Genomic DNA, 25779 nt, shown 5'->3' with positions numbered 1-25779 from the left:
TTTTTGATCTCTGTTATTCTGCCTCCAACAGTCAGGACATGCCGGTGTCCGCGCTGCCCCAAGGAGGCTTTGTGTACGTCTGCATCTGCAACCAGGTAACCGATCGCGAGATCCATGGCGCCGTCCAGCTGGGCGTGTCCACGCTCGACGAGCTGGCCGAAACGCTCGGCGTCGGCACTTGCTGCGGCCGCTGCCGCGATTGCGCGCAGCAGGTTCTCGCCGAGGGCGTTGCAGCGTCCTGCCACGGCGCGTCCACCACGGTGACGGCCCAGACCGTTCACGTCGTCCAGTTTTCCTCCTGTTCGTCGTCGGGACCGCGTGCCATAATGGACACACGGGACCCGGCAGTCGCGAACGACCAGCAAACCGAGCTGGTTGCCTGAACACGCCTCCCGATCGCAGACCGGCGATCGGCGCGTGTCTTCGTCGTTTTCCTCTGACTGCACGCGGCGCAACCAGCGCCGCGTCGCGTTTTTGCGGGCCCGTAGCAACAGGAGCCCCCGATGAAAGGTGACAAGAAGGTCATCCAGTATCTGAATGCGCAGCTCACCAACGAGCTGACCGCGGTCAACCAGTATTTCCTGCACGCCCGTATGTATCGCCACTGGGGCCTCAAGAAGCTCGGCGACGTGGAGTACAAGGAATCGATCGGCGAAATGAAGCATGCCGACCGGCTGATCGAACGCATTCTGATGCTCGACGGACTGCCCAACCTGCAGGACCTGCACAAGCTGCTGATCGGCGAAGACACGCCCGAGATGCTCAAGTGCGACCTGAAGCTGGAGCAGACCGCTCACGTGACGGTCAAGGAAGGCATCGCCTACTGTGAATCGGTCGGCGACTATGTCAGCCGCGAGATTTTGGTCGACATCCTGACCGATACCGAAGAGCACATCGAGTATCTGGAAACGCAGCTGGACCTGATCGACAAGGTCGGCCTGCAGAACTATCTGCAATCGCAGATGGAGCCGGGCGAGCAGTAAAGCCCGGCCGCGGCAGGACCCGCAAGGCCCCGCAACGCCAGTTTCCGGGCCAGGCGGTCGTCAGCGGCGCCTCACCGAGCCGCCCGCCGCCGCGCGCTTCGCAGCTTGAATCCCTCTCATTCCCATTCGGTTTCTCATCTCCGGTCCCATCTACCGGTCGACTCCATCCCGACTCCGATCTCCAGCGCTGCCGCCACCTCCGCGGTCCGATTTCCCAGAGAGGACATCCCCATGCCGGAACCCATCCGATTGACGCAATACAGCCACGGCGCCGGCTGCGGCTGCAAGATTTCGCCGCAGGTGCTCGACGTGATCCTGGCCGGCAGCGGGCCGCAGCACCTGGACCCGCGGCTGTGGGTCGGCAACGCCTCACGCGATGACGCAGCGGTCTACGCGATCGATGGCAGCGACGAGGGCCGCGCGCTGGTCTCGACCACCGACTTCTTCATGCCGGTGGTCGACGATCCCTTCGACTTCGGCCGTATCGCGGCCACCAATGCGATCAGCGACGTCTATGCGATGGGCGGCGATCCACTGCTCGCCATCGCGATCCTGGGCTGGCCGGTCAATGTGCTGCCGCCCGAGGTCGCGCGCGAAGTGGTGGCCGGCGGGCGGCGCGCCTGCGACGAGGCCGGCATCGCACTGGCCGGCGGGCATTCGATCGATGCGCCCGAGCCGATCTTCGGCCTGGCCGTGACCGGCATGGTCGAGCGCGCGCATCTGAAGCGCAACGACACCGCGCGCGCCGGCTGCCGGCTGTATCTGACCAAGCCGCTGGGCATCGGCGTGCTGACCACCGCCGGCAAGCAGGGCAAGCTGCGCGACGAACACAGCCGCCTGGCGACCGACTGGATGTGCCGGCTGAACCGTCCCGGCAGCCGCTTCGGCCGGCTCGAGGCGGTGCGCGCGATGACCGACGTGACCGGCTTCGGCCTGCTCGGCCATCTGGTCGAAATGGCCGACGGCAGCGGGCTGACCGCGCGGCTGGACCACGCCGCGGTGCCGTTGCTGCCGGGCGTGCGCGAGTACGTCGCGGCCGGCTGCGTGCCCGGCGGCACCCAGCGCAACTTCGCCAGCTACGGACACCGGATCGCCTGTGCAGACGGCGAACTGGACGCGGCACGGCGCGCGGTGCTGTGCGATCCGCAGACCAGCGGGGGGCTGCTGGTCGCGGTCGAGCCCGCGGGCGAACAGGAATTCCTCGCCGTGGCGGCCGAATGCGGCCTCGCGCTCGAATGCATCGGGGAAATGACCGAGCGCGCCGATCACGCCGTGGTGGTGTGCTGATGGACCGCATGCCCGGGTCATCGCTCACCGCAAGGCCGGACAGCGCCGACTATCGGGCGCTGCTGCTGTCCGGCGTGCCGATGCTGGACGTGCGCGCGCCGACCGAGTTCGCGCGCGGCGCCTTCCCGGGCGCGGTCAATCTGCCGTTGATGGACGACGACGAACGCCACCAGGTCGGCTGCCGCTACAAGGAGGAAGGCCAGCAGGCGGCGATCGCGCTCGGCCATGCGCTGGTCAGCGGCGAGCGCAAGGCGATGCGGGTGGCGGCCTGGGCCGAATTCGCACGGTGCCATCCCGACGGCTATCTGTACTGCTTCCGCGGCGGCCTGCGCTCGCAGATCTCGCAGCAATGGCTGCGCGAGGCCGGCATCGACTATCCGCGCGTCACCGGCGGCTACAAGGCGATGCGGACGTTCCTGATCGAATCGCTGGACGCCGCCGTCACGGAATGCGACTGGCTGGTGCTCGGCGGCCTGACGGGCAGCGGCAAGACCGCGCTGCTGGCCGAGCTCGACAGCGGGGTCGATCTCGAAGGCCATGCCGCGCATCGGGGCTCCAGCTTCGGCCGGCGCGCACGTCCGCAGCCGACGCAGATCAACTTCGAGAACGGGCTGGCGATCGATCTGCTGCGGCGGCGCGCCGCCGGCGCCGGCACGCTGGTGGTGGAAGACGAGGGCCGCTTCATCGGCAGCCGCGACGTGCCGCCGCGGCTGTACGCCCGCATGCAGGCGAGTCCGCTGGTGTGGCTGGACGAACCGTTCGAGGCGCGCGTCGAACGCGTGCTGCACGATTATGTGGTCGATCTGGCGGCCGAATATGTCGCCGCGCATGGGCCGGACAAGGGCTTCGACGCCTTCTCGGAACGGATGCGCGACGCGCTGGCCGGCATCTCGCGCCGGCTCGGCGGCCAGCGCTACGAGCGCCTGGCCGCGCTGCTCGCCCATGCGCTGCAACGCCAGGCGCAGAGCGGCGAGGTCGACGAGCACCGCGTCTGGATCGCGGTGCTGCTGCGCCATTACTACGACCCGATGTACGACTACCAGCGCGAGGCGAGGGAGAGCCGCATCGTGTTCCGCGGCGATCGGCAGGCAGTGCGCGAATATCTGCGCAATCAGGCGACCGTACAGCGGCAGATCGCTCGCTGAACAACGGAGCCGGCCGGCCGGTGGGTTTTTCCGCTCCGCGGGCGGAAGAGGAGTAGGGGAGAGAGCGGGACCGCGGCGCCTTCAATGCCCGCCGCAAACCTCGCAGTCGGGCGTGCGCGCCAGCGCCATCGTGGTCCATTCCATGCGGAACGCATCCACCATTAGCAGTCGTCCGGCCAGCGTCTCGCCCACGCCGGCGATCAGCTTCAGCGCCTCGGCGGCCTGCACGGTGCCGACCATGCCGACCAGCGGCGCGAACACGCCCATGGTCGCGCAGGCGGCCTCCGGCGCGTTCTCCGACGGCGGAAACAGGCAGGCGTAGCACGGCGCATCGTCGCGCCGGCGATCGAACACGCTGATCTGCCCGTCGAAGCGCAGCGCCGCGCCGGAGACCAGCGGCACGCGATGCGCGACGCAGGCGCGGTTGACCGCATGGCGCGTGGCGAAGTTGTCGCAGCAGTCCAGCACCACGTCGGCGTCGCGCACCAGCACATCCAGTTCGCTGTCGCCGACGCGCGCCGGCACCAGCCGCACATCGATCTCGGGATTGATCCGCAGCATGCCTTCGCGCGCCGACTCGACCTTGGGCCGGCCGACATTGGCGGTGGTGTGCAGGATCTGGCGTTGCAGATTGGTCAGGTCGACGTCGTCGTTGTCGACCACGACGATGGTGCCGACGCCGGCCGAGGCCAGATAGGGCAGCGCCGCGGCGCCCAGGCCGCCGGCGCCGATCACCAGCGCGCGGCCGGCCAGCAGCCGGCCCTGGCCTTCGATGCCCAGCTCATCGAGCAGGATGTGCCGCGAGTAGCGCAGCAGTTGGTCGTCGTTCATCGGGCGGGCGGCGGGACCGGGGTCCCGCCGCGATGCGTCGGTCTACGCGCTCAGGCTTCGTTCGCGAACGTGGTCAGGGCGCCTTGCCGGTCGGCGTGCCGAGCGGCTTGCCCATCGGCGCGCTCGCCGGCGGCTTGCTGTCCGGCTTCACTTCGGGCGCGGCGGGCTTGGCGTCCGGAGCGGGTGCGCGCTTGGACGGATCGGCCTTGACCGGGCCCTTCGGCACCTTGCTGTCGGACACCGGCGTCGCCTCGAGCTTGGAGCGCGAGCGCTTGATCGGCTCGCCCTTGAGCTGGTGGATCGCCTGCTGCAGCATGAAGTCCTCGGCGGTGCCGAACTCGATCGGCTTCTTGCGCCGTTCCTTCTCGCGCTCCTCCGGCGACTTCTTCGCGTTCTCTTCCTCGAGCCGGCGCAGTTCCTCGACGCGGCGCTGCTCGCGCTCGGTCATCTCGGCTTCTTCCGATTCCTGCTTGTTGTGCAGATGGCGCTCGGTGTCGATCTCGCGCGTGATCAGCGCGTCGTCCGGATCGCCTTCCGGATTCTGGTCGACCGGGATGTCCGGACGGATGCCCTTGGCCTGGATCGACTTGCCCGACGGCGTGTAGTAGTACGCGATGGTCAGCTTGATGCCGGTGTCGTTCGTCAGCGGCCGCACGGTCTGCACCGAGCCCTTGCCGAACGTGGTCTTGCCCATGATCAGCGCGCGCTTGTGGTCCTGCAGCGCGCCCGCGACGATTTCCGAGGCCGACGCCGAATAGGCGTTGGTCAGCACCACCATCGGTATCTTCTTGAACAGCGGCGGCAGATCCTTCAGCGGATCGTCCTCGACCGACGACAGCCGGTAGTTGTTGAAGTTGGTCTTGTAGACCCGCTTGGCGTCGGGCACCTGGCCGTTGGTCGAGACCACGGTCACGTCCTCGGGCAGGAAGGCCGCGGATACGCCGACCGCGCCCTGCAGCACGCCGCCGCCGTTGTTGCGCAGGTCCAGCACCAGGCCCTTCATGTTCGGATTCTTCTGCGCCAGCTCGGCCAGGCGCCGGCCCAGGTCGGCCACGGTGCGTTCCTGGAAGCTGGTCAGGCGGACCCAGCCGATGGCCGGATCGACCATCTTGGCCTTGACCGACTGCACGCGGATCTCGGCGCGCGTGATCGACACCGGGAAGGTGCGTTCCTCGCTCTTGCGGTAGATCGTCAGCGTGACCTTGGTGCCCGGCTCGCCGCGCATGCGCTTGACCGCCTGTTCCAGCGGCAGGCCGCGCACCGGCTTGTCGTCGATGCGGGTGATCAGGTCGCCGGGCTGGATTCCGGCGCGGAAGGCGGGCGTGTCCTCGATCGGGTTGATGACCTTGACCAGGCCCTCTTCCTGCGAGATCTCGATGCCCAGGCCCGCGAAACGGCCGCGCGTGCCTTCCTGCAGTTCCTTGAAGTCCTTGGCGTCCAGATACGACGAATGCGGGTCGAGGCTGGCGACCATGCCCTTGATGGCTTCGGTCAGCAGCTTCTTGTCGTCGACCGGCTCGACGTACTCGCGCTTGATCTGCCCGAATATGTCCGCCATCAGCCGCAACTGCTCCAGGGGCAGCGGCCCCGAGGAGTTCTGCGCGGTCGCGGACAGCTGCAGCGTGGCGAGCACGCCGGCAACGAGTCCCGCGGAGACAAGGCTGATGTTCTTGAGCGTCTTACGCATGTGGGCTGCCTGAACGTTGATTGGCGCCGGCCAGGGCGCCGTGGATTGCGCCGGTTGCGGCGTGGCGCAAGGGGCGCTGCCGGTCCGGTCTGACCGACAGTATAAGAGCGGGCGGAAAAAAAGGCCGCGCCGCGATGCGGCGCAGGCCTTGATGCGCCAAGGCTGGCGGGTCCGGCTCAGCGGGCCTTGCCCTGGCTCGCGACAGCGGCCAGCGAAGCGGCGATCGCTTCCTGGTCGCCCAGGTAGTAATGCCGGATCGGCCGCAGTTCGGCGTCGAGTTCGTACACGAGCGGCGTGCCGTTCGGGATATTGAGGCCCACGATATCGTCATCGGAAATCTGGTCGAGGTACTTCACCAGCGCGCGGATGCTGTTGCCATGGGCCGCGATCACCACGCGCTTTCCGGCTTTGATGTCCGGTGCGATCGATTCGTTCCAGAGCGGCAGCACGCGGGCGACCGTGTCCTTCAGGCATTCGGTCAGCGGAATCAGTTCGCGCGGCACGTTGGCATAGCGCGGATCGTCATACGAGGCGCGCGGATCAGTCGGCTCGAGCGCGGGGGGCGGGGTGTCGTAGCTGCGGCGCCAGACCAGCACCTGCTCGTCGCCGAACTTGGCGGCCGTCTCGGCCTTGTTCAGGCCCGCCAGCGCACCGTAGTGGCGCTCGTTGAGGCGCCATTCGTTGCGCACCGGGATCCACATCAGGTCCATCTCGTCCTGCACATGCCACAGCGTGCGGATCGCGCGCTTGAGCACCGAGGTATAGGCCACGTCGAAGGCGAAGCCGGCGTCCTTCAGCAGTTGGCCGGCCTGGCGGGCCTGCTGCGCGCCGGTTTCGGTCAGGTCCACGTCGACCCAGCCGGTGAAGCGGTTTTCCAGATTCCAGGTCGATTCGCCGTGGCGGATGAGAACGAGTTTGTACATGCTGCTTCCAAAGAGTGAGAATGCTGCGCGCGCCGCTCGCGAGCCGCTTGCCGGCCGCGGTGATCGCCCCGCGAACCGGCCCCACGGACAGGGCCTGGGCGCGAAACCGGCTATTTTATAATGCCGCCGACACAACCCACCGGAAACCCAACGTGAATTTCTTCGCCGACTACAACAACCTTGCCCTGATCGCCCTCGCGGTGGTGTCGGGCGGCCTGCTGGCCTGGCCCACCATTTCGCGCAGCGCGGGCGGCAAGACGGTCAATGCGACCACGGCGACGCAGCTGATCAACAAGCGCGGCGCCGTCGTGGTCGATATCCGCGAACCGGCCGAATATGCCAAGGGCCACCTGCCGCAGGCCAGGAGCGCGCCGCTGGCCGAGCTGGCCAATCGCGCGGCCAGCCTTGCGAAGGACAAGTCCGCCCCCATCATCGTCGTATGCCAGACCGGCCAGCGTTCGTCCAAGGCGCACGCGGCACTGAAGCAGGCCGGCTTCGGCGAGGTCTATTCCCTGGAAGGCGGCGTGGCCGCCTGGCAGCAGGCCGGTCTGCCGCTGGTCAAGTAAGTCCCCAGCCGGGCCGATGCCGTGCTCGGGCGGGCCGTCAGCAGGCCCCGCCCGACGCTGGTACAGTCCGGAAGTCGACCGGCCGCCGCTGCCACCGCAGCGGCGGCGCCGGTCCGAACCGCAAGATGCAAGGAGATAAGCGCATGGCCCGCGTCGTCATGTACAGCACGATGGTGTGTCCGTATTGCCAGATGGCCGAGCGCCTGCTGCGCTCGAAGGGGGTCGAGACGATCGAGAAGATCATGATCGACCGCGAGCCCGGCAAGCGCGAGGAAATGATGAGCCGCACCGGTCGCCGCACCGTGCCGCAGATCTATATCGACGACCGCCACGTCGGCGGCTTCGACGATCTGTCCGCGCTCGATCGCCAAGGGGGCCTGGCGCCGCTGCTGGCTGCCTGATCCGCCCCCCACGCGGATGAATTCGTCATCCGCGTCATGTACCATATGCGTTTTCCAACCGGACCACGCGGTTGGCCGCCGCCTGGCGCGCGGCCGTCCGCAGCCCGTCCCCTTCCCGCCACGTTTCATTCCCGCCATTCGGGCAGCCATCCATGAGCGACCAGCAAACCAATCAGCAGCAGGACGATCAACCGTACTTCAATATCCAGCGCGTCTACCTGAAGGACATGTCGCTGGAGCAGCCGAATTCGCCGCAGATCTTCCTCGAAACCGAAGCGCCTTCGGTCGAAGTGCAGGTCAACGTCGGCGCCTCGCAGCTGACGGACGGCATCTTCGAGGTCGTCGTGACCGGCACGGTCACCACCAAGGTGCAGGACAAGGTCGCCTTCCTGGTCGAGGCCCATCAGGCCGGCATCTTCGATATCCGCAACGTGCCGGACGAACAGCTCGATCCGCTGCTGGGCATCGCCTGCCCGACCATCCTGTATCCGTACCTGCGCAGCAATATCGCCGACGTGATCACCCGCGCGGGCTTCCAGGCCATCCATCTGTCGGAAATCAACTTCCAGGCGCTGTACGAGCAGCGCCTGCAGGCGGCGATGGAGCAGGCACAGGCGGAAGGCGGCGGCGCCGGCATCGTGATGCCCGATGGCACGCAGGCACGTCACTGATCGTCGAAATATCTGCCGGCGGAACGGGGCTGCGGCCCCGTTCCGCCTTTTTGCGTCTATAGCTTCAATCGATGACATCGACGCCATCGACGCCATAGCCGACATCGCCGACATCGCCGACATCGCCGACATCGCCGACATCGCCGGCATCGCCGACATCGCTGCGACCGCTGACTTCGCTATGACCACGGACATCGCTGCGATGCTGTCATCGCTGACATCGCGTCCACCGTCGGGCATGCAGCGGGCTGATCTCTCGACCGCCATCGACCAACGCCACGACCAACGCTACCGACCAACGCCACGACCATGAACCTCGCCTTTCTCGGAGCCGGCGCCTGGGGCACCGCGCTGGCCAGCCATGCCGCCGCCGCGCACGCGGTCGTGCTGTGGGGCCGGGACGCCGGCCAGCTCGCCGCGATGGCGGCCTCCGGCGTCAATGCGGACTATCTGCCGGGCGTGCCGCTGTCCGAGCGACTCGGCTTCGAGGCCGATTTCGCCCGTGCGGCCGCGCACGCGCTGTGCGCGCCTGACGGGCTGGTGATCGTCGCCACGCCGGTGTCGGGTTTGCGCGAGATGACGCGGCGCCTGGCCACCGAGGCCTCCGCGCACGGCGTGCCGCTGCGCATGCTGTGGCTGTGCAAGGGCTTCGAGGCCGGCACGCACGCGATGCCGCATCAGATGGTGGCCGAGGAACTGGCGGCGGCCGGCGCCTCGGTGCCGGTCGAGTACGGCGTGCTGACGGGACCGAGCTTCGCGCGCGAGGTCGCGCTGGGGCTGCCGTGCGCGCTGACCGTGGCCGGCAATGCGCCGGCGATCGCGGAACTCGCGCAGCGCGCCTTCCACCATCGCGCGATGCGGATCTACGGCAGCGACGATCTGGTCGGCGTCGAGGTCGGCGGCGCGGTCAAGAACGTGCTGGCGATCGCCACCGGCGCCAGCGATGGGCTCGGCCTCGGGCTCAATGCCCGCGCCGCGCTGGTCACGCGCGGCCTTGCCGAGATGACGCGGCTGGGGCTGGCGCTGGGCGGACGCGCCGAGACCTTCATGGGGCTGGCCGGCATGGGCGACCTGATCCTGACCGCCACCGGCGATCTGTCGCGCAACCGCAAGGTCGGCCAGCAGCTGGCCGGCGGTCGGACGCTGGAGCAGGTGCTGGCCGACCTGGGCCACGTCGCCGAGGGCGTGCGCTGCGCGCAGGCCGTGGCGGCACTGGCTGACCAGCATGGCGTCGAGATGCCGATCACGCGCGCCGTTTGCGCGGTGCTGTTCGAGGGCTTGGCGGTGGCCGACGCCGTCACGCAGCTGCTGCAACGCGACGCGCGCGACGAATGACCGCACCGGATCGCCTGAAATCACGCCGGCATTGGCTGGGCGCGCTGGCCGCCTGCGGCGGGGCGCTGGCGCTGCCGCGCTCTCTGCTGGCGGCCGGCAAGGACTGGCCCGCGCGGCCGCTGCGCATGGTGGTGCCGTTTCCGCCCGGATCGTCCCCGGACCTGATCGCGCGCTTGATTTCCGACCCGCTGGCGCAGGCGCTGGGCCAGCCGGTGGTGATCGAGAACCGGCCGGGCGCCGGCGGCAATATCGGCACCGGGCAGGTCGCCCGCGCCGCGCCGGACGGCTACACGCTGCTGTTCACCATCAACGGTCCGCTGGTCACGGCGCCGACGCTGTCGCGCCATCTGCCCTACGATCCGGTGCGCCAGCTGGCGCCGATCACGCTGGTCGCGACCTCGCCCAACGTGCTGGTGGTCGACCCGCGCACCGGCGTGCGCGATCTGCGCGAGTTCGTCGCGCTGGCGCGCGAGCGGCCCGGTGCGCTCAATTACGGCTCGGTCGGCAACGGCAGCGCCGCGCATCTGGCGATGGAGCAGCTGAAGGCGCGGGCCGGAATCTCGCTCGAACACATCCCGTATCCCGGCTTTCCGCAGATCGCGGCGGCGATGATCGCCGGGCAGATCCAGGCCGCCTTCATGGTGCCGGCGATCGCGATGCCGCAGGTCAATGCGGGCAGGCTGCGCGTGCTCGCGGTCACGACCAGCGGTCGCACCAGCCTGCTGCCGTCGGTGCCAACCGTGGCCGAATCCGGCTATCCGGGCTTCGAGGCGATCTCGTGGCAGGCGGTGCTGGCCCCGGCCGGCACGCCGGCGCCCATCGTCGACCGGCTCTATCGCGAACTGGTGAAGATCATCGGCAGCGACAGCGTGCGCGCGCAGATGCGGGCGCAGTACTTCATGCCGGCCGGCACCGCGCCGGCCTCGCTGCGCCAGACCATGGCCAGCGAGAAGGCGCGCTGGGACCAGGTCATCCGCGCGGCCGGCGTGCAGCCGGAATAGCCGAACGTTCGGCGTTCAGGCGCCGCCGGCAAAACCCTGCTGGCGCCAGGCCTCGAACACCACCACGGCGACGGTGTTCGACAGATTCAGGCTGCGGTTGTTGGGGCGCATCGGCAGGCGGATGCGCTGCGACGGCGCGAACCATTCGCGGCGCTCCGGCGCCAGCCCGCGCGTTTCCGAACCGAACACGAACCAGTCCCCGGGGGCGAAGGCGACCTGGCCGAACGGCGTCGAGCCGTGCGTGGTCAGCGCAAACATCCGCGCGGGGTCGGGACGTTCGCCGGCGAGGAAGGCGTCCCAGCTGTCGTGCACCTTCATGCTGGCGTACTCGTGGTAGTCGAGGCCGGCGCGGCGCATGCGCGCGTCGTCCAGCGGAAAGCCGAGCGGCTTGACCAGGTGCAGTTGCGCGCCGGTGTTGGCGCACAGGCGGATCACGTTGCCGGTGTTCGGCGGGATCTCGGGTTCGACTAGGACGACATGGAACATGGCGCGCGCAGCTTACCGTGCCGGGGCGCCGCTGTCATCCCACGTGCCATCGCGGGCTCCATCGGCGGCATCACGGCGTGCATCTCCGCGGGACCATCGCGCGTATCACGGCGGGGCATTACAGCAGGCATCACGGCAGGCATCACGGCAGGCATCACTGCGGTGCCGGCGTGCGCAGCGCCACCAGCGCGGTGACGCGCGCCGCGCCGTGGCGCTTGAGGACGGCGGCCGCCTCGGCCAGCGTGGCGCCGGTGGTCATCACATCGTCGACCAGCGCGACATGCCGTCCGCGCACGTCGTCGGCGTCGGCATGGCGCGCCAGCGCGAAGGCGCCCGCGATATTGAGATGCCGGCGGTCGGCCGCCAGCGCGGTTTGCGGCGCGGTGTCGCGCGCCCGCACCAGCAGATCGGCACGGGCCGCCGCGCCGAGTCGAGGCGCGAGGCTGCGGGCGATTTCCCACGATTGATTGAAGCCGCGCTCGGCGAGCCGCGCCGGGGCCAAGGGAATCGGCACGACCAGGCAGGGCTTGTCGTCCGGATCGCTCGATGACGGCGAGGGCCGGGCGGCCCAGGCCGACGCCAGTTCGCACGCCAGCCAGTTGGCCAGCGGCAGCACGCCGCCGAACTTCAGGGCCAGCACCAGCGCCTCGCGCGGCGGCGCGTAGTCGCCCAGGGCGATGGTGGCGTCGAAGGGCGGCGGCGCGCAGCGGCACATATTGCAGAGGCCGGCGGCCCGATGCGGCAGGGCGCAGCGCGGACAGCGCGGCGTCGGCTTCAGCAGGTCATCCGCGCAGCCGGCGCAGACGACGTCCGCCTGCACCTGTCCGCACAGCACGCAGGCACACGGCAGCCACCACCGCGCCAGCCGCTCGCGGGCGCCGCCGGCAAGCCGGGCGAGGCGCGCGTATACTGTCGGCCCGGCGCCACCGCGCGGACCCGCCGCGCCTTCGCGCCGCGCGCCGCCGTGCCGATCCTCGTCCTTGCCGCCGCTTCCGTGTCCACGCCTCACGCCGACTCCCCCGATACCTATCTGCCGCCCGCGCGGCTGACCCGGCTCGCCTTCGACCGGCGCAGCCCCGGCTTCGCCCAGCTGGATTTCCTGCTCGGCGAGATCGGCCGGCGCATGCAGGAGCGCATGCAGCTGATCCGCATCCAGCCCGAGCGCGCGCTCGATATCGGCTGCGGGCAGGGCCAGGGCCTGGCCGCGCTGCGGGCGCAGTATCCCGACGCGCAGATCGCCGGGCTCGACATCTCGGGCGCGATGCTGGCGCACGCGGCGCAGCGCGATCCGCAACGCCAGCCCGGCTGGCTCGGTCGCCTGCTCGGCAAGCGCCCGACCTTCGATCTGGTGCAGGGCGATCTTGCCACGCTTCCCTTTGCCGAGGGCGCCTTCGACCTGCTGTGGTCGAACCTGGCGCTGCACTGGCATCCCGAGCCGCATCGCGTGTTTCCCGAATGGCATCGCGTGACACGGACCGACGGCCTGGCGCTGTTCTCGCTGTTCGGCCCGGACACCTTGCGCGAACTGCGCGATGCCTTCGCCGAGGTCGATGCCGAGCCGCACACGCTGCGCTTCGTCGACATGCACGATATCGGCGACATGCTGGTCCACAGCGGCTGGTCGACGCCGGTGATGGACATGGAAACGCTGACGGTCACCTACGAGACGCCCGAACGGCTGCTGCGCGACGTGCATGCCTTCGGCGGCCTGCGCCGGCCCGCGGGCGCGGGCGGTGCGCAGGGCGTGCGCGGACTGAAGGGCCGCCGCTGGCACCAGGCGCTGCTCGCCGCGCTGGAGCGCCGCCGCAATCGCGACGGCGTGATCGCGCTGACCTTCGAGATCGTCTACGGCCATGCGTGGAAGCTGCCGCCCAAGGGCGGCCAGGCCCGCGACGAACAGGGCCGTACCGTGGTGCCGATCGACCGCATCGGCCGCGGCCGCCCGCGCGGCTGAGTCGCCCCAGCCTCGCCCCGACCGCGCGCCCGCTGCGCGGCAGATCTCGCGCAAGACCGCGCACCTACGTCGCGCGGGACCTTGCATCAAGCCCCCTCCGACACCGCCGCGACCCGGCGTACATCGCGCCGCTGCACTGCCGCTGTGCACCGCCGCGCTGTGGCGCGGGCGCCGTGCCGCGCCGGACTTGGCTTGTTACGGTTGACGAAGCGCCCTATAATGCGCCAGTTTGTCGCAGTGGTCCCCTGGCACAGAAGATCGGCGTTTTAGCACCGAAGCAGTGCAGCAGTGCGGTGAAGCCGGCAGAATTCCAGGCGTGCAACCGATGCAGCGATGCAGAGTGGTTGGCGATGCAGGAACTCGGTATCGCACTCCAGACGGCGCGTGACGGGCCCGGTGATAGTCCCAACGGAGCCCATGCCGTGCCGAACAACGACTGGCTGATGAAGCGGAATTGTTCGCTGTCTCCACGCCAGGTCGGCTGGTTTTACCTCTCCATCGTCAGTATTTCCCTTGCCATCGCCTTGTTCTTCGCGTGGCGAGGGGCTTGGCTCGTGCTGCCCTTTGCGGGGCTCGAACTGGCCGGGCTGGGCGTGGCCCTGCTCGCCTATGCACAGCACGCGACAGACTACGAGCGCGTCACGCTCAGCGAGGGCAGGTTGGTGGTCGAGAAGGCCAGCGCCGGTGAGGTGACCCGCGAGGAATTCAATCCGCACTGGGTGCGGGTCGAACTGGGCGAATCGTTCCCGGCGCTGGTGGTGGTGCGCTCTGGAACGCACGCTGTGCAGGTGGGGTGTTTTCTGGACCCGTACAAGCGACGAAAGTTCGCGCAGGAACTCGTTTCAGCATTGCGCGCCTTGTAAAAGGCGGCACCGTTGGGAGCGAGGGGCAGATTCGAATCTGTAATTTGGGTAGAGACAACAAATGAAAATGTGGAAGAAGGCATCCGCAGCGTGTCTGGCAGGCGCGTCCCTGCTCGCCAGCCAGGCAGCCCTCGCTGTCGAAGACATGCCGGGCGGTCCCGCCGTGCGCCAGCTGAACCTGACCGAGCCGGTCACCAAGATCGCCGAGCAGATTCACTGGCTGAACTGGATGATGCTGATCATCTGCACGGTGATCTTCATCGCGGTGTTCAGCGTGATGTTCTATTCCATCTTCACGCACCGCAAGGCCAAGGGCTCCAAGCCGGCCTCCTTCCACGAAAGCATCACCGTCGAAGTCGTCTGGACCATCATCCCGTTCCTGATCGTGATCGGCATGGCGCTGCCCGCGACCAAGACCGTGGTCGCGATGAAGGACACCACCAACTCCGACATCACGATCAAGGCCACCGGCTACCAGTGGAAGTGGGGCTACGACTATCTGAAGGGTGAGGGCGAGGGCATCTCCTTCGTGTCCACCCTGACCACCCCGCGCGAGCAGATCAACAACGAGGCGCCCAAGTCGAACACCTACCTGATGGAGGTGGACAACGAGATGGTGGTGCCGGTCAACAAGAAGATCCGCATCGTCACGACCGCCAACGACGTGATCCACGCCTGGATGATCCCGGCCTTCGGCGTCAAGCAGGATGCGATTCCCGGCTTCGTGCGCGACACCTGGTTCCGCGCCGAGAAGACCGGCGTCTACCGCGGCCAGTGCGCCGAGCTGTGCGGCAAGGAACACGCCTTCATGCCGATCGTGGTGCGCGTGGTGACCGACGCCGAGTACACCAAGTGGGTCGAGGAGAAGAAGAAGGCGATGGCCGCCGCGGCCGACGATCCCAACAAGACCTGGACCCTGGACGAGCTGAAGGTGCGCGGCGAGAAGGTCTACGCCGCCAACTGCGCGGTGTGCCACCAGCCCAACGGCAAGGGCGCCGGCGCCTTCCCGGCGCTGGACGGCTCGAAGGTGGTCAACGGCCCGCAGGCCGACCAGATGCACATCCTGCTCGAGGGCAAGGGCGGCATGCCGTCGTGGAAGCAGCTGTCCGATACCGAGCTCGCCGCGGTGATGACCTACACCCGCAACGTCTGGAGCAACAAGACCGGCGAGGTCATCCAGCCGGCGGACTTCGTCAATGCGCGTGCAGGCAAGTTCCCCGAGGGCGGCGGCGCCAAGTCGGCGCAGGGCGCACCGGCGGACGCCAAGCCCGCCGCAGAGCAAGCCAGCGCGGGCGCCCAGGGCGCCGCGAGCTGAGCGCGTGGACGTTAGAACAGGATTTCAGGAGTTTTCGCGATGAGTACTGCTACCCCGGACGCACTCGCCCATCCGCACGACCACGCGCATGACGAACACCACGATCATCCGCATGGCTGGCGCCGCTGGCTGTTTGCCACCAACCACAAGGACATCGGCACGCTGTACCTGCTGTTCTCCTTCACGATGCTGATCTCGGGCGGCGTGCTCGCGCTGCTGATCCGCCTGGAGCTGTTCGAGCCGGGCCTGCAGTTCTTCCGCCCCGAACTGTTCAACCAGTTCACCACGATGCACGGCCTGGTGATGGTGTTCGGCGCCATCATGCCGGCCTTCGTCGGCTTCGCGAACTGGATGATCCCGCTGCAGATCGGCGCCTCCGACATGGCGTTCGCGCGGATGAACAACTTCAGCTTCTGGCTGATGCCGCCCGCCGCGCTGCTGCTGGCGCTGTCGTTCTTCGTGCCGGGCGGCGCCACCGCCGCAGGCTGGACGCTGTACGCGCCGCTGTCGGTGCAGATGGGCCCGGGCATGGACATGGCGATCTTCGCCATGCACATCATGGGCGCGTCCTCGATCATGGGTTCGATCAACATCATCGTCACCATCCTGAACATGCGCGCGCCGGGCATGACGCTGATGAAGATGCCGATGTTCTGCTGGACCTGGCTGATCACCGCCTACCTGCTGATCGCCGTGATGCCGGTGCTGGCGGGCGCCATCACCATGGTCCTGACCGACCGCCACTTCGGCACCAGCTTCTTCTCGGCGGCCGGCGGCGGCGACCCGGTGATGTACCAGCATATCTTCTGGTTCTTCGGCCACCCCGAGGTCTACATCATGATCCTGCCGGCATTCGGGATCATCTCGCAGGTGGTGCCGGCCTTCTCGCGCAAGCGCCTGTTCGGCTACAGCTCGATGGTCTACGCGACCGCCTCGATCGCGATCCTGTCGTTCATCGTCTGGGCGCACCACATGTTCACCACCGGCATGCCGGTGACCGGCCAGCTGTTCTTCATGTACGCGACGATGCTGATCGCGGTGCCGACGGCCGTGAAGATCTTCAACTGGATCGCCACCATGTGGAAGGGCTCGATGACCTTCGAGACCCCGATGCTGTTCGCGATCGGCTTCATCTTCGTGTTCACCATCGGCGGCTTCACCGGCCTGATCCCGGCGGTGGCACCGATCGACATCCAGATCCAGGACACCTACTTCATCGTGGCGCACTTCCACTATGTGCTGGTGGCGGGCTCCCTGTTCGCGCTGTTCGCGGGCTTCTACTACTGGGGTCCGAAGTGGAGCGGGTTCATGTACAACGAGGCCCGCGGCAAGGTCCACTTCTGGGGTTCGATCATCTTCTTCAACATCGCCTTCTTCCCGATGCACTTCCTCGGGCTGGCGGGCATGCCGCGCCGCTATGCGGACTACGCGATCCAGTTCGCGGACTTCAACGCGATCTCGTCGCTGGGCGCGCTGGGCTTCGGCCTGATGCAGGTGTATTTCTTCTTCTTCGTGGTGCTGCCGTCGTACCGCGGAGGCGAAGTGGCCGCCGACAAGCCGTGGGAAGGCGCCGAAGGCCTGGAGTGGACCGTGCCGTCGCCGGCGCCGTTCCACACCTTCGAGGTGCCGCCGCAGGTCCGGTAACGGCATCCGGCGAGGCGGGGCGGCGGGCCGCAGGGTCCGCCGCCCCGCCCCGCGGTGCCGGGCCGCACCGGCAAGCTCCGGCCTGCACCGGCCATCACCGGCCACCACCTACCCGAGAATTCGATGCAGCATCCAAACGAAAGCCCATCGCCGACCGAACGCAAGGCCGCCAATCGCCGTCTCGGCCTGATCCTGCTGTCGATCGTGCTGGTCTTCTTTTTGGGTTTCTTCGCCAAGATGATGTGGCTTGGCTGAACGGGCTGAATTGGCTGAGCCCCGCTGCAAGGTAACGAGATGAGCACGAAGCAGCCGGTTCCGACCGGCGACGTCGAGGACAAGCGCTACAACCGCGGCATGATGCTGCGGCTTCTGGTGATCGTGGGCGTGATGTTCGCCTTCGGCTATGCGCTGGTGCCGCTGTACAAGAAGATCTGCGAGATCACCGGCATCAACGTCGTCACCACGCGCGAGCTCTACGGCGCCAGCGCCGGCAAGGTCAGCCAGAACACGCAGGTCGACACCAGCCGCACGATCACGGTGGAGTTCGATTCCAACGCCCGCGGCCCCTTCGCGTTCCGTCCGGTCAAGAGCAGCATGCAGGTCCATCCCGGCGAGATGGCGACCATCGTCTACGAGGTCGCCAACGGGCAGACCCGCGATATCTCGGCGCAGGCCATTCCGAGCTACGCGCCGAAGCAGGCCACCCAGTATTTCAAGAAGCTCGAGTGCTTCTGCTTCCAGCAGCAGACGCTGAAGGCGAAGGAATCGCGCGAGATGCCGGTGGTGTTCGTGATCGACCCGGACTTGCCCAAGGACGTCGAGAACATCACCTTGTCGTACACATTCTTCGAGATCGGCACGCCGATGGCGCCCGCGCCGCAGGGCCATCTCGACCAGCCGCCGGCCAGCGCCGGCAGCTGACGCAGTAGAGGAGGGTTGCCATGGACGAACTGAAGGACGCGGTCAAACGCAAGATGTCGTTCTGGCAGACGCTGCGTGCGGTGTTCTGGTCGTTCATCGGCCTGCGCAAGGGCGCGGAACACGATCGCGACATGGCGAACCTGAACCCGATCCATGTGATCGTCGCCGGCGTACTCGGTGCCGTGATCCTGGTGGTGGTGCTGATCGGCATCGTCCGCCTGGTGGTGGGTGGATAGGTGGGCGGATAGCCGGGCGGACAGGTCGGCAAGGAACGCCGTGCGGCAGCAGGCAGCAATGGCAGGTCGGCCGAACAGGCAACACAAGACAGAAGACAGAGCGTCGTCCGCCCTCGGGCAGCCGGCGTATAACGATGAATCAGAGATCTGAGCTGGAGAAAACAGAATGAGTGCGAATCGCGCAAACGCTCCGTACTACTTCGTACCGGGCCCGTCGCGCCATCCGGTCACGGCGGCCCTGGGGCTGCTGCTGACCGCCGCCGGGGCGGCCGGGTGGGTCAACGGCCAGCCGTGGGCGCCCTATGTCTGCGTGCTGGGCATCCTGTGGTTCCTGTTCGTGCTCAAGAGCTGGTTCGGCGACGCGATCGGCGAGTCGGAAGGGGGCATGTACGGCCGCCGCATCGACATCTCGTACCGCTGGTCGATGGGCTGGTTCATCTTCTCCGAGGTGATGTTCTTCGGCGCCTTCTTCGGCGCGCTGTTCTACGCCCGCGTCTACACGATGCCGTGGCTGGGCGACCTGAACAACAAGATCCTGTGGCCCGATTTCGCCGCGGTGTGGCCGAACGCAGGTCCGGCCGGCACCGTCGAGCCGTACGAGGCGATGGGCCCGTGGCCGATCCCGACCATCAACACGGCGCTGCTGCTGATGTCGGGCGTCACGCTGACCTGGGCGCACCACGCGCTGCTGGCCGGCAAGCGCAGCCAGGTGGTGCAGGGCCTGGTGCTGACCATCCTGCTGGGCGCGGTCTTCATGGGCTTCCAGGTCTATGAATACATGCACGCCTACAGCGACCTGAACCTGAAGCTGACCTCGGGCATCTACGGCTCGACCTTCTTCCTGCTGACCGGCTTCCACGGCTTCCACGTGACGATGGGCGCCATCATGCTGACGGTGGTGCTGATCCGCGTGCTCAAGGGCCATTTCACGCCGGACCACCACTTCGCCTTCGAAGGCGCCGCCTGGTACTGGCACTTCGTCGACGTGGTCTGGCTGTTCCTCTACGTCGTGGTGTACTGGTTGTAAGCAGGCACCGGCTCGAAGGAACGGAAAACGGGGGCGCATCGCGCCCCCGTTTCATTTGCCGGGGGCGTTCGATTCAGGCGGCGCCGACCCGATCCTTTAGAATGCGGACATCGCCGTGCGTTGCCTGCCAGTCCAAAAAGCAAGCGCCGCAGGAATCTCATCCCTGCGGCGCTTGCTTTTTGTCCGGCTGTCGAAGGTGCCCGGTGCTACGGCCCCGTGCGGATGCCCGTGCTTTCGATCCATCCCATCCAGTACGAGAACAGGATGAACAGGAACAGCGCGATCGACAGGCCGACACGAACCGTCAGCGAACGGACCATATGCGCGCTCGACTTGCCGCGGTCGCGCATCATGAAGAACAGGGCGGAGGCCAGGCTGGAGACGATCAGGATGAAGGCAATGACGATGACGATGCGCATGGCGGCGGTCGGGACAAGGGTGCGTCATTATCGCACCGCGTTCCCGCGGCCGTTTCCGCCGTTCCGGCTGTTCCCGCCGCTGCGGCCCATCCAGCAGCTCGCGCCGCTCCAGCGATGAAGCTGCTGCGCGCCCTGAGCCCGGTGCCGACGGTGGCGGCGCTGGTCGTCATCGCGGTGACCTGTGCGCTCGGCAACTGGCAGCTGGGCCGGGCCCACGACAAGATCGCCCGCGCCGAGCGGCTGCGCGCGCTGGCCGAGGCGCCGCCGCTGCGGATCGGCACGGCGCCGCCGCCGCTGCCCGCGTCTGATCTGGTCTCGCGCAAGGTGATCGTGCGCGGCCGGTTCGACCCGGCCCACACCGTGCTGCTGGAAAACCGTCCGCACGGCAACGGGCAGGACAGCCGCTCCGGTTTCCTGGTGCTGACACCGCTGCGGCCCGACGATGCCGCGGGCCCCAACGGCACGCATGCCGGCACCGGCACTGAGGCCCCCCGCGCCGTGCTGGTGCTGCGCGGCTGGCTGCCGCGCGACGCGCAGGATCGCACGCGCATCGCGCCGTTTCCGACGCCCGAGGGCACGGTGACGCTGCAGGGCGTGGCACTGGCCGATGTGCCCAGGGTCTATCAGCTCGGCGGCGCCGAGGCCCAGCGCGGCGAACGCATCCGGCAGAACCTGGACCTGGACGCCTTCGCCGCCGAACTGGGTACGCCCCTGCAGCCCTTCGTGCTGCAGCAGCGCAGCGACACCGGCGATGGCCTGGCGCGCGACTGGGCCAGCGCCGACCTCGGCGTCGAGCGCCACTACGGCTATGCCTTTCAGTGGTATGGTCTGGCCGCGCTGACGCTGGTATTGCTGGTGGCGCTGACCTGGCGGCGTGCCCGGCGGCTCGCCATGCCGGCGGATGCCGGCGGGGCCACGGCCGCGGCCCCCGCGGGCGGTGCCCGCCACGACGATTAATCACTCCAACGACTATCCATGCCTTCCGATCCCGCCACGGCCAAGCCGGCCGCGCCGCAAGACTCCCGCAGCGATCCGCGCATCGATGCCCGCACGCGCCGCGGCCGGATCCAGATGCTGTTGCTGCTGCTGGTCTGCGCCTCGCCGGTCATCGCCTCGTATCTGACCTACTACGTGTTCCGGCCGGCCGGCGGGCAGACCAACTACGGCACGCTGATCGAGCCGCAGCGCCCGGCGCCGGCCGTGCGCGTGACCGACGAACGCGGCCAGGCGGTGCCGCTGCAGGACTTCAAGGGCAAATGGCTGCTGGTGTCGACCGGCAGCGCCGCCTGCGACGAGGCCTGCGCGAAGCGGCTGTTCACGATCCGGCAGATCCGGGCCGGCCAGGGCAAGGAGCGCGAACGCATCGTGCCGGTCTGGCTGGTCAGCGACGACGGTCCGATCGATCCGCGCCTGACGGCGGCCTACAACGAGCCCTATGCCGGCGTGCGCTTCCTGCGCATGGACCGCGAGCAGATCCGCGGCTGGCTGCCGCCCGCGGAAGGGCAGGCCGTCGAGGCGACGCTGTATCTGGTCGATCCGCTCGGCAATCTGATGATGCGGTTCCCGAAGGACCCGGACCCGAAGAAAGTGCATTCGGACCTCAGCCGCCTGCTCAAGTACAACCGCATCGGCTGATGGAGGGCCCATGCTGACTCAACTCGCCCTGATCAGCCTGCTGCTGGCGCTGCTGCCGCTCAGCTACGTGCTGGCCCGCGGCAGCCGCGACAAATACCGCAAGCTGGTCTGGATCACCGCCTTCCTGACGCTGGACCTGATCATGTTCGGCAGCTTCACCCGGCTGACCGACTCGGGGCTGGGCTGCCCCGACTGGCCCGGCTGCTACGGCCATTCGAACCCGTATGCCGCCGTCGAGCACATTCGCGCGGCGGAAACCGCGTTGCCGAGCGGGCCGGTGACCTGGGCCAAGGCCTGGATCGAGATGCTGCACCGCTACTTCGCCATGGCGGTCGGCGTGTTGATCATTGCGCTGGTGGTGCTGGCCTGGAGCAAGCGCCGCGAACTGAAGCAGTCGCCCTGGTTCGCCACCGGCGTGCTGCTGCTGGTCTGCGTGCAGGGCGCGTTCGGCGCCTTCACGGTCACGATGAAGCTGCAGCCGATCATCGTGGTCACCCATCTGCTGCTGGGCATGGCGCTGCTGGCGGCGCTGATCTGGCTGGGATCGCGCAGCGACCCGCCGCGCACGATCGCGCCGGCCGCGGCCGGCCTGCGCTGGCCCGGGCGGATCGCGCTGGCGCTGCTGGTGATCCAGATCTTCCTCGGCGGCTGGGTCAGCACCAATTACGCGGTGCTGGCGTGCACCGACTTCCCGCTGTGCAACGGGCAATGGATTCCGGAGATGGATTTCCGCCACGGCTTCACGCTGTGGCGGCAGCTTGGCATGACGGCCGACGGCGATTACATCCCGCATTCGGCCCTGGTGGCGATCCACTGGGTGCACCGCGGCTTTGCGGTCGTTGTGCTGGGCTATCTGGCCTGGTTCGCGCTGCGCACGCGCCGCTTTGCGCCGCTGGCGCGGGCCTCGCACTGGCTGCTGGCGGTGCTGGTGCTGCAGTTGGCCACGGGTTTGTCGAACATCGTGCTGGATTGGCCGCTTTTGCCGGCAGTCGCCCACAATGGCGGCGCGGCGGTGCTGCTGATGCTGTTGGTCAGGCTCAATTACAATATAGGGCTCGCGACCCGTGCCGCCACCGCCGCGGCCCTCGGTTCATTCGATCGCGCCCCCGCTGCCGCCCCTGACGCCCCGGCTCCCGATGCCGCCGGCGCAAATCGCCCGGCCGACACGGCGCGCGCCTCATGAAAGACAAGACTCCCGTGGCCACCACCGCTACCCAGACCCAGCAACCGCCCAGCCGGCTGCGCCACCTCGCCCGCCAGTACGCCGCGCTGACCAAGCCGCGCGTGACGCAGCTGGCGGTCTTCTGCGCCATCATCGGCATGTTCCTCGCCACGCCCGGCATGGTGCCGTGGCGCGTGCTGATCGGGGGCGCCGCCGGCATCTGGCTGCTGGCCGCGGGCGCCTTCGCGATCAACTGCCTGGTCGAGCAGAAGGTGGACGCGCTGATGCGCCGCACCGCGTGGCGCCCGTCGGCGACCGGCGAAATCGGCACCAGCCAGATCCTGGTGTTCTCGCTGGTGCTGGGCGGCGCCGGCATGTGGCTGCTGCACGTGTTCACCAACGACCTGACGATGTGGCTGACCTTTGCCACCTTTGTCGGCTACGCGGTGGTCTACACGATCCTGCTCAAGCCGGCCACGCCGCAGAACATCGTGATCGGCGGCCTGTCGGGCGCGATGCCGCCCGCGCTGGGCTGGGCCGCCGTGGCCGGCGACGTACCGGCCGAGGCCTGGTTCCTGGTGCTGATCATCTTCACCTGGACCCCGCCGCACTTCTGGGCGCTGGCGCTGTACCGCCGCGCCGACTATGCGAAGTCGGGCCTGCCGATGCTGCCGATCACGCATGGCGAGCGCTTCACGCTGCTGCATATCCTGCTGTACACGCTGGTGATGATCGCGGCCACGCTGCTGCCCTTCGTCTACGGCATGAGCGGCTACATCTATCTGGCGGCGGCGCTGGTGCTGGGCGGCGTCTTCCTGGCCTACGCGTGGAAGCTGTACCGGCAATATTCGGACGCGCTGGCGCAGCGCACCTTCCGTTTCTCGATCCTCTATCTGTCGCTGCTGTTCGCCGCGCTCCTGATCGACCACTACTTCAAGTTCGTGCCGCAGCCGTGATGGCGGCCCGGCCGCGACAAGATGTCGCGGCCAACGCCCGGTGCGCCGCGATCGGCGATACTAGCCGCTGCTGGCGGCGCGCCTGCCGCGCCACCTCAGGCCCGGCACACGCGGACAAGCGCGAACAAGACGCGAACACGCCGCCAACAAAGCCGCCAACAAAGCCGCCGACAAGCGGCCGACATGTCCCCGGACAAGCCCAATCGAACCGATACCATGCGCACCGCCTCGTTTTCCTCGTCCGTCTTTCCCTTCCTGGCCAAGCTGCGGCGCTTTCTGCTGGTCGCGCTGCTGGCGCTGGGCCTGGCCGCCTGCGGCCAGCAGAAGCCGACCTTTCAGAATATCGACGTGACCGGCGGCAGCGAATTCGGCAAGGACTTCAAGCTGACCGACCACACCGGCAAGCAGCGCACGCTGGCGGACTTCAAGGGCAAGGCGGTGGTGATGTTCTTCGGCTACACCCATTGCCCGGACGTGTGCCCGACCACGATGGTCGAGTGGAAGACGGTGATGGAGCAGCTCGGCCCCGACGCCGATCGCGTGCAGGTGCTGTTCATCACGGTCGATCCTGAGCGCGACACGCAGGCGCTGCTGGCCCAGTACGTGCCGGCCTTCGATCCGCGCTTCCTGGGCATGCGGCCCGCCGACGAGGCGGCGCTGCGCCAGCTGACCAAGGACTTCAAGGTGTTCTACGCCAAGGTGCCGGGCAGTTCGCCGGGCAACTACACGGTCGACCATTCCGCCGGCAGCTATGTGTTCGATCCGGAAGGGCGGCTGCGGCTGTTCATTCGCCATGGCCAGGGCACCGAGCCGATCGTCAAGGACATGAAGCAGCTGCTGTCCTGAGCGTCTCGATCGACCCCCAAGGACATGGGTCCGGAGTCCTCTGGTCCCGTGTCCTCAGTCCCGAACCCTCAGTCCCGAGTCCTCAGTCCCGAACCCTCAGTCCCGAGTCCTCAGTCCCGAGTCCTCAGTCCTGAACCCTCAGTCTGTCCTGAGTCCTCGGTCCTCAGTGCTCGGTACTGCGCGGCTCAGCCCTTGTTGAAGATGCTGTAGAAGTCCGGCGCCCCGACCTCGGTCACGGTCAGGTCCAGCGACCCTTCGATGTGCTCCAGATGCTCGCGCATCACCGCGCGTGCCGCGCCCTCGTCGCGCTTCTCGATCGCCGCGATCAGCTCGCGGTGCTCGTGCTCCGGGCAGGCCGGCGCGCCGGGCCGGTCATACAGCGTGATGATCAGGCAGGTCAGCGAGACCATCTCGCGGATGACCTTCTCCAGGATGGCGTTGCCCGCCATTTCCGCCAGCAGGATATGGAATTCCCCCGATAGTCGGATCACCGCGGCGCGGTCGCCGCGCGCGCGCGCCGCGTCTTCTTCCTGCACGTGCCGCTGCAGGCTGCGGACCTTGGCCGGCGTCGCGTGGCGCGCCAGCGTGGCGGCCAGCTCGGGCTCGATGACCTGGCGCGTCTGGAAGACCTGATGCGCTTCCTCGACCGTCGGGCTGGCGATAAAGGCGCCGCGGTTCGGCACCAGCGTGACCAGCTTCTCGTGCGCGAGCCGGGCGAACACTTGGCGGATGCGGGCGCGGCTGGCCCCGGTGACCTCGCACAGCCGCTCCTCGACCAGCTTGGTGCCGGCCAGCAGCCGGTGTTCCATGATGGCGGACAGCAGGCTCAGATAGATCGCCTCGGTGGCCGACGCCTCTGCGGTGCCGTTCTCCGGGCTGTCGGCGGCATTGGCGGCAGCGGCCTCGGCGGCGTTCATGGTGTGGGCGTCCTCAGCCGGCGAGGCAGCGCCGCGGGCGGACGTCCGGCGGGCGGCGGGTTTGCCGGCGGCCGTCTTGCGCCCGGCCGGCGTGGGCGCCGAGGCGGCAGCGGTCTTGCCGCCGGTCGGCTTGCGAAGAGAAGACATTGTGACGATGCGCGGTGGACTTTGTCACCGCGATTGGCGACGAACGATCCGCATATCGTACACAAAGCGCGCGGCACCGGTCCGAAACGCCGCCGGGCGCGCGCGCCGATGGAAGGATCGGGCCCGGCACCGCGACGATGCGCGCAGCGTGCCGTCGCGCCATCCGCGCAACAGCGTGCCATCCAGTCGGCCGCGCCGCGTGCCATCCCGCCATCCGCACCGCCCCTTCAGAGTGCCAGCGACAGATCGCCCTGTACGGCCGTCGCCATCGGCGCACGTGCCGATCCCGGATGGGGATGCGTCTCGATCCAGTGCCGCGCGATATCGATGCGGCGCGCGATCCAGACCTTGTCGTGCGACTGCACGTAGTCCAGGAAACGCTGCAGCGCGCGAAAGCGCCCAGGGCGGCCGAGCAGCCGGC

Annotated in this window: 30 protein-coding genes and 1 pseudogene; 23 read left to right on the top strand and 8 right to left on the bottom strand. The window is 68.1% G+C overall.

All coding sequences use genetic code 11. The features are described 5' to 3' along the window. The first annotated feature begins 38 nt into the window (after positions 1-38). From F1599_RS15400 to mnmH, 4 genes are all read left to right on the top strand, one after another. Positions 39-383 (top strand): bacterioferritin-associated ferredoxin, encoded by a 345-nt coding sequence (locus F1599_RS15400; RefSeq protein WP_395896001.1) that lies wholly within the window; start codon positions 39-41, stop codon positions 381-383. Between the two features lie 120 nt (positions 384-503). Next, positions 504-983: a bacterioferritin gene (bfr, locus tag F1599_RS15395; protein WP_053821000.1), complete on the top strand. Its 480-nt coding sequence runs from the start codon at positions 504-506 to the stop codon at positions 981-983. Between the two features lie 231 nt (positions 984-1214). Further along, positions 1215-2270: a selenide, water dikinase SelD gene (selD, locus tag F1599_RS15390; RefSeq protein ID WP_149317148.1), complete on the top strand. Its 1056-nt coding sequence runs from the start codon at positions 1215-1217 to the stop codon at positions 2268-2270. After that, entirely contained in the window at positions 2270-3415 is a 1146-nt protein-coding gene (gene mnmH / locus F1599_RS15385) for a tRNA 2-selenouridine(34) synthase MnmH (protein WP_150083652.1), read from the top strand. The genes selD and mnmH overlap by 1 nt, the downstream gene beginning before the upstream one ends. 81 nt (positions 3416-3496) lie before the next feature. On the opposite strand, the gene F1599_RS15380 is transcribed toward mnmH, so the two are convergent. The 3 genes from F1599_RS15380 to gpmA form a co-directional block, all read right to left on the bottom strand. Further along, complete coding sequence (locus F1599_RS15380; protein WP_150083650.1) at positions 3497-4246, bottom strand: HesA/MoeB/ThiF family protein; 750 nt, start codon at positions 4244-4246, stop codon at positions 3497-3499. Between the two features lie 73 nt (positions 4247-4319). Then, positions 4320-5933 carry a S41 family peptidase gene (locus F1599_RS15375; RefSeq protein ID WP_150083649.1) on the bottom strand — a complete coding sequence of 538 codons (1614 nt, stop codon included), beginning with the start codon at positions 5931-5933 and terminating at the stop codon, positions 4320-4322. 176 nt (positions 5934-6109) lie between these two features. Further along, positions 6110-6856 carry a 2,3-diphosphoglycerate-dependent phosphoglycerate mutase gene (gene gpmA, locus F1599_RS15370; RefSeq protein WP_149317144.1) on the bottom strand — a complete coding sequence of 249 codons (747 nt, stop codon included), beginning with the start codon at positions 6854-6856 and terminating at the stop codon, positions 6110-6112. A 152-nt stretch (positions 6857-7008) separates the two neighbouring features. Between gpmA and F1599_RS15365 the strand changes: the two genes are divergently transcribed. From F1599_RS15365 to F1599_RS15340, 6 genes are all read left to right on the top strand, one after another. Beyond that, positions 7009-7422 carry a rhodanese-like domain-containing protein gene (locus F1599_RS15365; protein ID WP_149317586.1) on the top strand — a complete coding sequence of 138 codons (414 nt, stop codon included), beginning with the start codon at positions 7009-7011 and terminating at the stop codon, positions 7420-7422. Positions 7423-7565: 143 nt separating this feature from the next. Continuing rightward, a complete protein-coding gene (gene grxC, locus F1599_RS15360; RefSeq protein WP_006579210.1) occupies positions 7566-7823 on the top strand; it encodes a glutaredoxin 3 in 258 nt (85 codons plus the stop codon). A 152-nt stretch (positions 7824-7975) separates the two neighbouring features. Next, entirely contained in the window at positions 7976-8494 is a 519-nt protein-coding gene (gene secB, locus F1599_RS15355; RefSeq protein ID WP_149317143.1) for a protein-export chaperone SecB, read from the top strand. Further along, positions 8472-8807 carry a hypothetical protein gene (locus tag F1599_RS15350; protein WP_150083647.1) on the top strand — a complete coding sequence of 112 codons (336 nt, stop codon included), beginning with the start codon at positions 8472-8474 and terminating at the stop codon, positions 8805-8807. The genes secB and F1599_RS15350 overlap by 23 nt, the downstream gene beginning before the upstream one ends. Then, the gene (locus tag F1599_RS15345; RefSeq protein ID WP_150083645.1) at positions 8804-9829 is read left to right on the top strand and encodes an NAD(P)H-dependent glycerol-3-phosphate dehydrogenase; all 1026 of its coding nucleotides are present in this window, start codon (positions 8804-8806) and stop codon (positions 9827-9829) included. Before F1599_RS15350 ends, F1599_RS15345 begins: the two co-directional genes overlap by 4 nt. After that, a complete protein-coding gene (locus F1599_RS15340) occupies positions 9826-10830 on the top strand; it encodes a Bug family tripartite tricarboxylate transporter substrate binding protein (protein WP_190286365.1) in 1005 nt (334 codons plus the stop codon). Before F1599_RS15345 ends, F1599_RS15340 begins: the two co-directional genes overlap by 4 nt. Positions 10831-10845: 15 nt before the next feature. Here the strand turns inward: F1599_RS15340 and trmL are convergent, their stop codons facing one another. Continuing rightward, positions 10846-11316: a tRNA (uridine(34)/cytosine(34)/5-carboxymethylaminomethyluridine(34)-2'-O)-methyltransferase TrmL gene (gene trmL / locus F1599_RS15335; RefSeq protein WP_149317139.1), complete on the bottom strand. Its 471-nt coding sequence runs from the start codon at positions 11314-11316 to the stop codon at positions 10846-10848. A gap of 154 nt (positions 11317-11470) precedes the next feature. Next, positions 11471-12166: a ComF family protein gene (locus F1599_RS15330; protein ID WP_150083656.1), complete on the bottom strand. Its 696-nt coding sequence runs from the start codon at positions 12164-12166 to the stop codon at positions 11471-11473. Between the two features lie 144 nt (positions 12167-12310). Here F1599_RS15330 and F1599_RS15325 point away from each other — a divergent pair, with 144 nt between their 5' ends. The 8 genes from F1599_RS15325 (at position 12311) to F1599_RS15295 (ending at position 19276) form a co-directional block, all read left to right on the top strand. Then, positions 12311-13270, top strand: coding sequence for a methyltransferase domain-containing protein (locus F1599_RS15325; RefSeq protein WP_190286364.1), 960 nt, complete (start codon positions 12311-12313; stop codon positions 13268-13270). Positions 13271-13620: 350 nt separating this feature from the next. Then, a complete protein-coding gene (locus F1599_RS15320; protein WP_149317584.1) occupies positions 13621-14133 on the top strand; it encodes a DUF2244 domain-containing protein in 513 nt (170 codons plus the stop codon). Between the two features lie 61 nt (positions 14134-14194). Continuing rightward, positions 14195-15448 carry a cytochrome c oxidase subunit II gene (coxB, locus tag F1599_RS15315; RefSeq protein ID WP_149317137.1) on the top strand — a complete coding sequence of 418 codons (1254 nt, stop codon included), beginning with the start codon at positions 14195-14197 and terminating at the stop codon, positions 15446-15448. A 39-nt stretch (positions 15449-15487) separates the two neighbouring features. Further along, positions 15488-17092 (top strand): cytochrome c oxidase subunit I, encoded by a 1605-nt coding sequence (gene ctaD / locus F1599_RS15310; RefSeq protein WP_149317136.1) that lies wholly within the window; start codon positions 15488-15490, stop codon positions 17090-17092. A gap of 123 nt (positions 17093-17215) precedes the next feature. Continuing rightward, positions 17216-17347 (top strand): cytochrome oxidase small assembly protein, encoded by a 132-nt coding sequence (locus tag F1599_RS26265; RefSeq protein ID WP_223129672.1) that lies wholly within the window; start codon positions 17216-17218, stop codon positions 17345-17347. Positions 17348-17386: 39 nt separating this feature from the next. Beyond that, entirely contained in the window at positions 17387-18013 is a 627-nt protein-coding gene (locus F1599_RS15305) for a cytochrome c oxidase assembly protein (protein WP_149317135.1), read from the top strand. A 20-nt stretch (positions 18014-18033) separates the two neighbouring features. Next, on the top strand, positions 18034-18249 hold the full coding sequence (locus tag F1599_RS15300; protein WP_149317134.1) for a DUF2970 domain-containing protein: 216 nt from the start codon (positions 18034-18036) through the stop codon (positions 18247-18249). A gap of 166 nt (positions 18250-18415) precedes the next feature. After that, positions 18416-19276: a cytochrome c oxidase subunit 3 gene (locus F1599_RS15295; protein ID WP_149317133.1), complete on the top strand. Its 861-nt coding sequence runs from the start codon at positions 18416-18418 to the stop codon at positions 19274-19276. Between the two features lie 206 nt (positions 19277-19482). Here F1599_RS15295 and F1599_RS15290 read toward each other — a convergent pair whose 3' ends face one another. Continuing rightward, on the bottom strand, positions 19483-19695 hold the full coding sequence (locus tag F1599_RS15290; protein WP_006577163.1) for a twin transmembrane helix small protein: 213 nt from the start codon (positions 19693-19695) through the stop codon (positions 19483-19485). A gap of 114 nt (positions 19696-19809) precedes the next feature. Between F1599_RS15290 and F1599_RS15285 the strand changes: the two genes are divergently transcribed. From F1599_RS15285 to F1599_RS15265, 5 genes are all read left to right on the top strand, one after another. Then, positions 19810-20652 (top strand): SURF1 family protein, encoded by an 843-nt coding sequence (locus F1599_RS15285; RefSeq protein ID WP_150083642.1) that lies wholly within the window; start codon positions 19810-19812, stop codon positions 20650-20652. A gap of 18 nt (positions 20653-20670) precedes the next feature. Beyond that, the gene (locus tag F1599_RS15280) at positions 20671-21330 is read left to right on the top strand and encodes an SCO family protein (protein WP_150083641.1); all 660 of its coding nucleotides are present in this window, start codon (positions 20671-20673) and stop codon (positions 21328-21330) included. Positions 21331-21340: 10 nt separating this feature from the next. Next, on the top strand, positions 21341-22513 hold the full coding sequence (locus tag F1599_RS15275) for a COX15/CtaA family protein (RefSeq protein WP_150083639.1): 1173 nt from the start codon (positions 21341-21343) through the stop codon (positions 22511-22513). Continuing rightward, positions 22510-23448, top strand: coding sequence for a heme o synthase (locus tag F1599_RS15270; protein WP_149317129.1), 939 nt, complete (start codon positions 22510-22512; stop codon positions 23446-23448). The genes F1599_RS15275 and F1599_RS15270 overlap by 4 nt, the downstream gene beginning before the upstream one ends. A gap of 216 nt (positions 23449-23664) precedes the next feature. Further along, positions 23665-24294, top strand: coding sequence for an SCO family protein (locus tag F1599_RS15265; protein WP_149317583.1), 630 nt, complete (start codon positions 23665-23667; stop codon positions 24292-24294). A 185-nt stretch (positions 24295-24479) separates the two neighbouring features. Here F1599_RS15265 and F1599_RS15260 read toward each other — a convergent pair whose 3' ends face one another. Further along, positions 24480-25358, bottom strand: a complete 879-nt coding sequence (locus tag F1599_RS15260) for a GntR family transcriptional regulator (RefSeq protein WP_053821014.1) — start codon at positions 25356-25358, stop codon at positions 24480-24482. Positions 25359-25585: 227 nt separating this feature from the next. Continuing rightward, positions 25586-25779, bottom strand: a pseudogene (locus F1599_RS15255) (hypothetical protein); the annotation flags it as partial.

Source organism: Cupriavidus cauae (assembly GCF_008632125.1).
In the GTDB taxonomy this organism is placed as follows: Bacteria; Pseudomonadota; Gammaproteobacteria; order Burkholderiales; family Burkholderiaceae; genus Cupriavidus; species Cupriavidus cauae.
The sequence above is the reverse complement of the archived record's forward strand: the minus strand, read 5'-3'. Positions and strand labels throughout refer to the sequence as shown.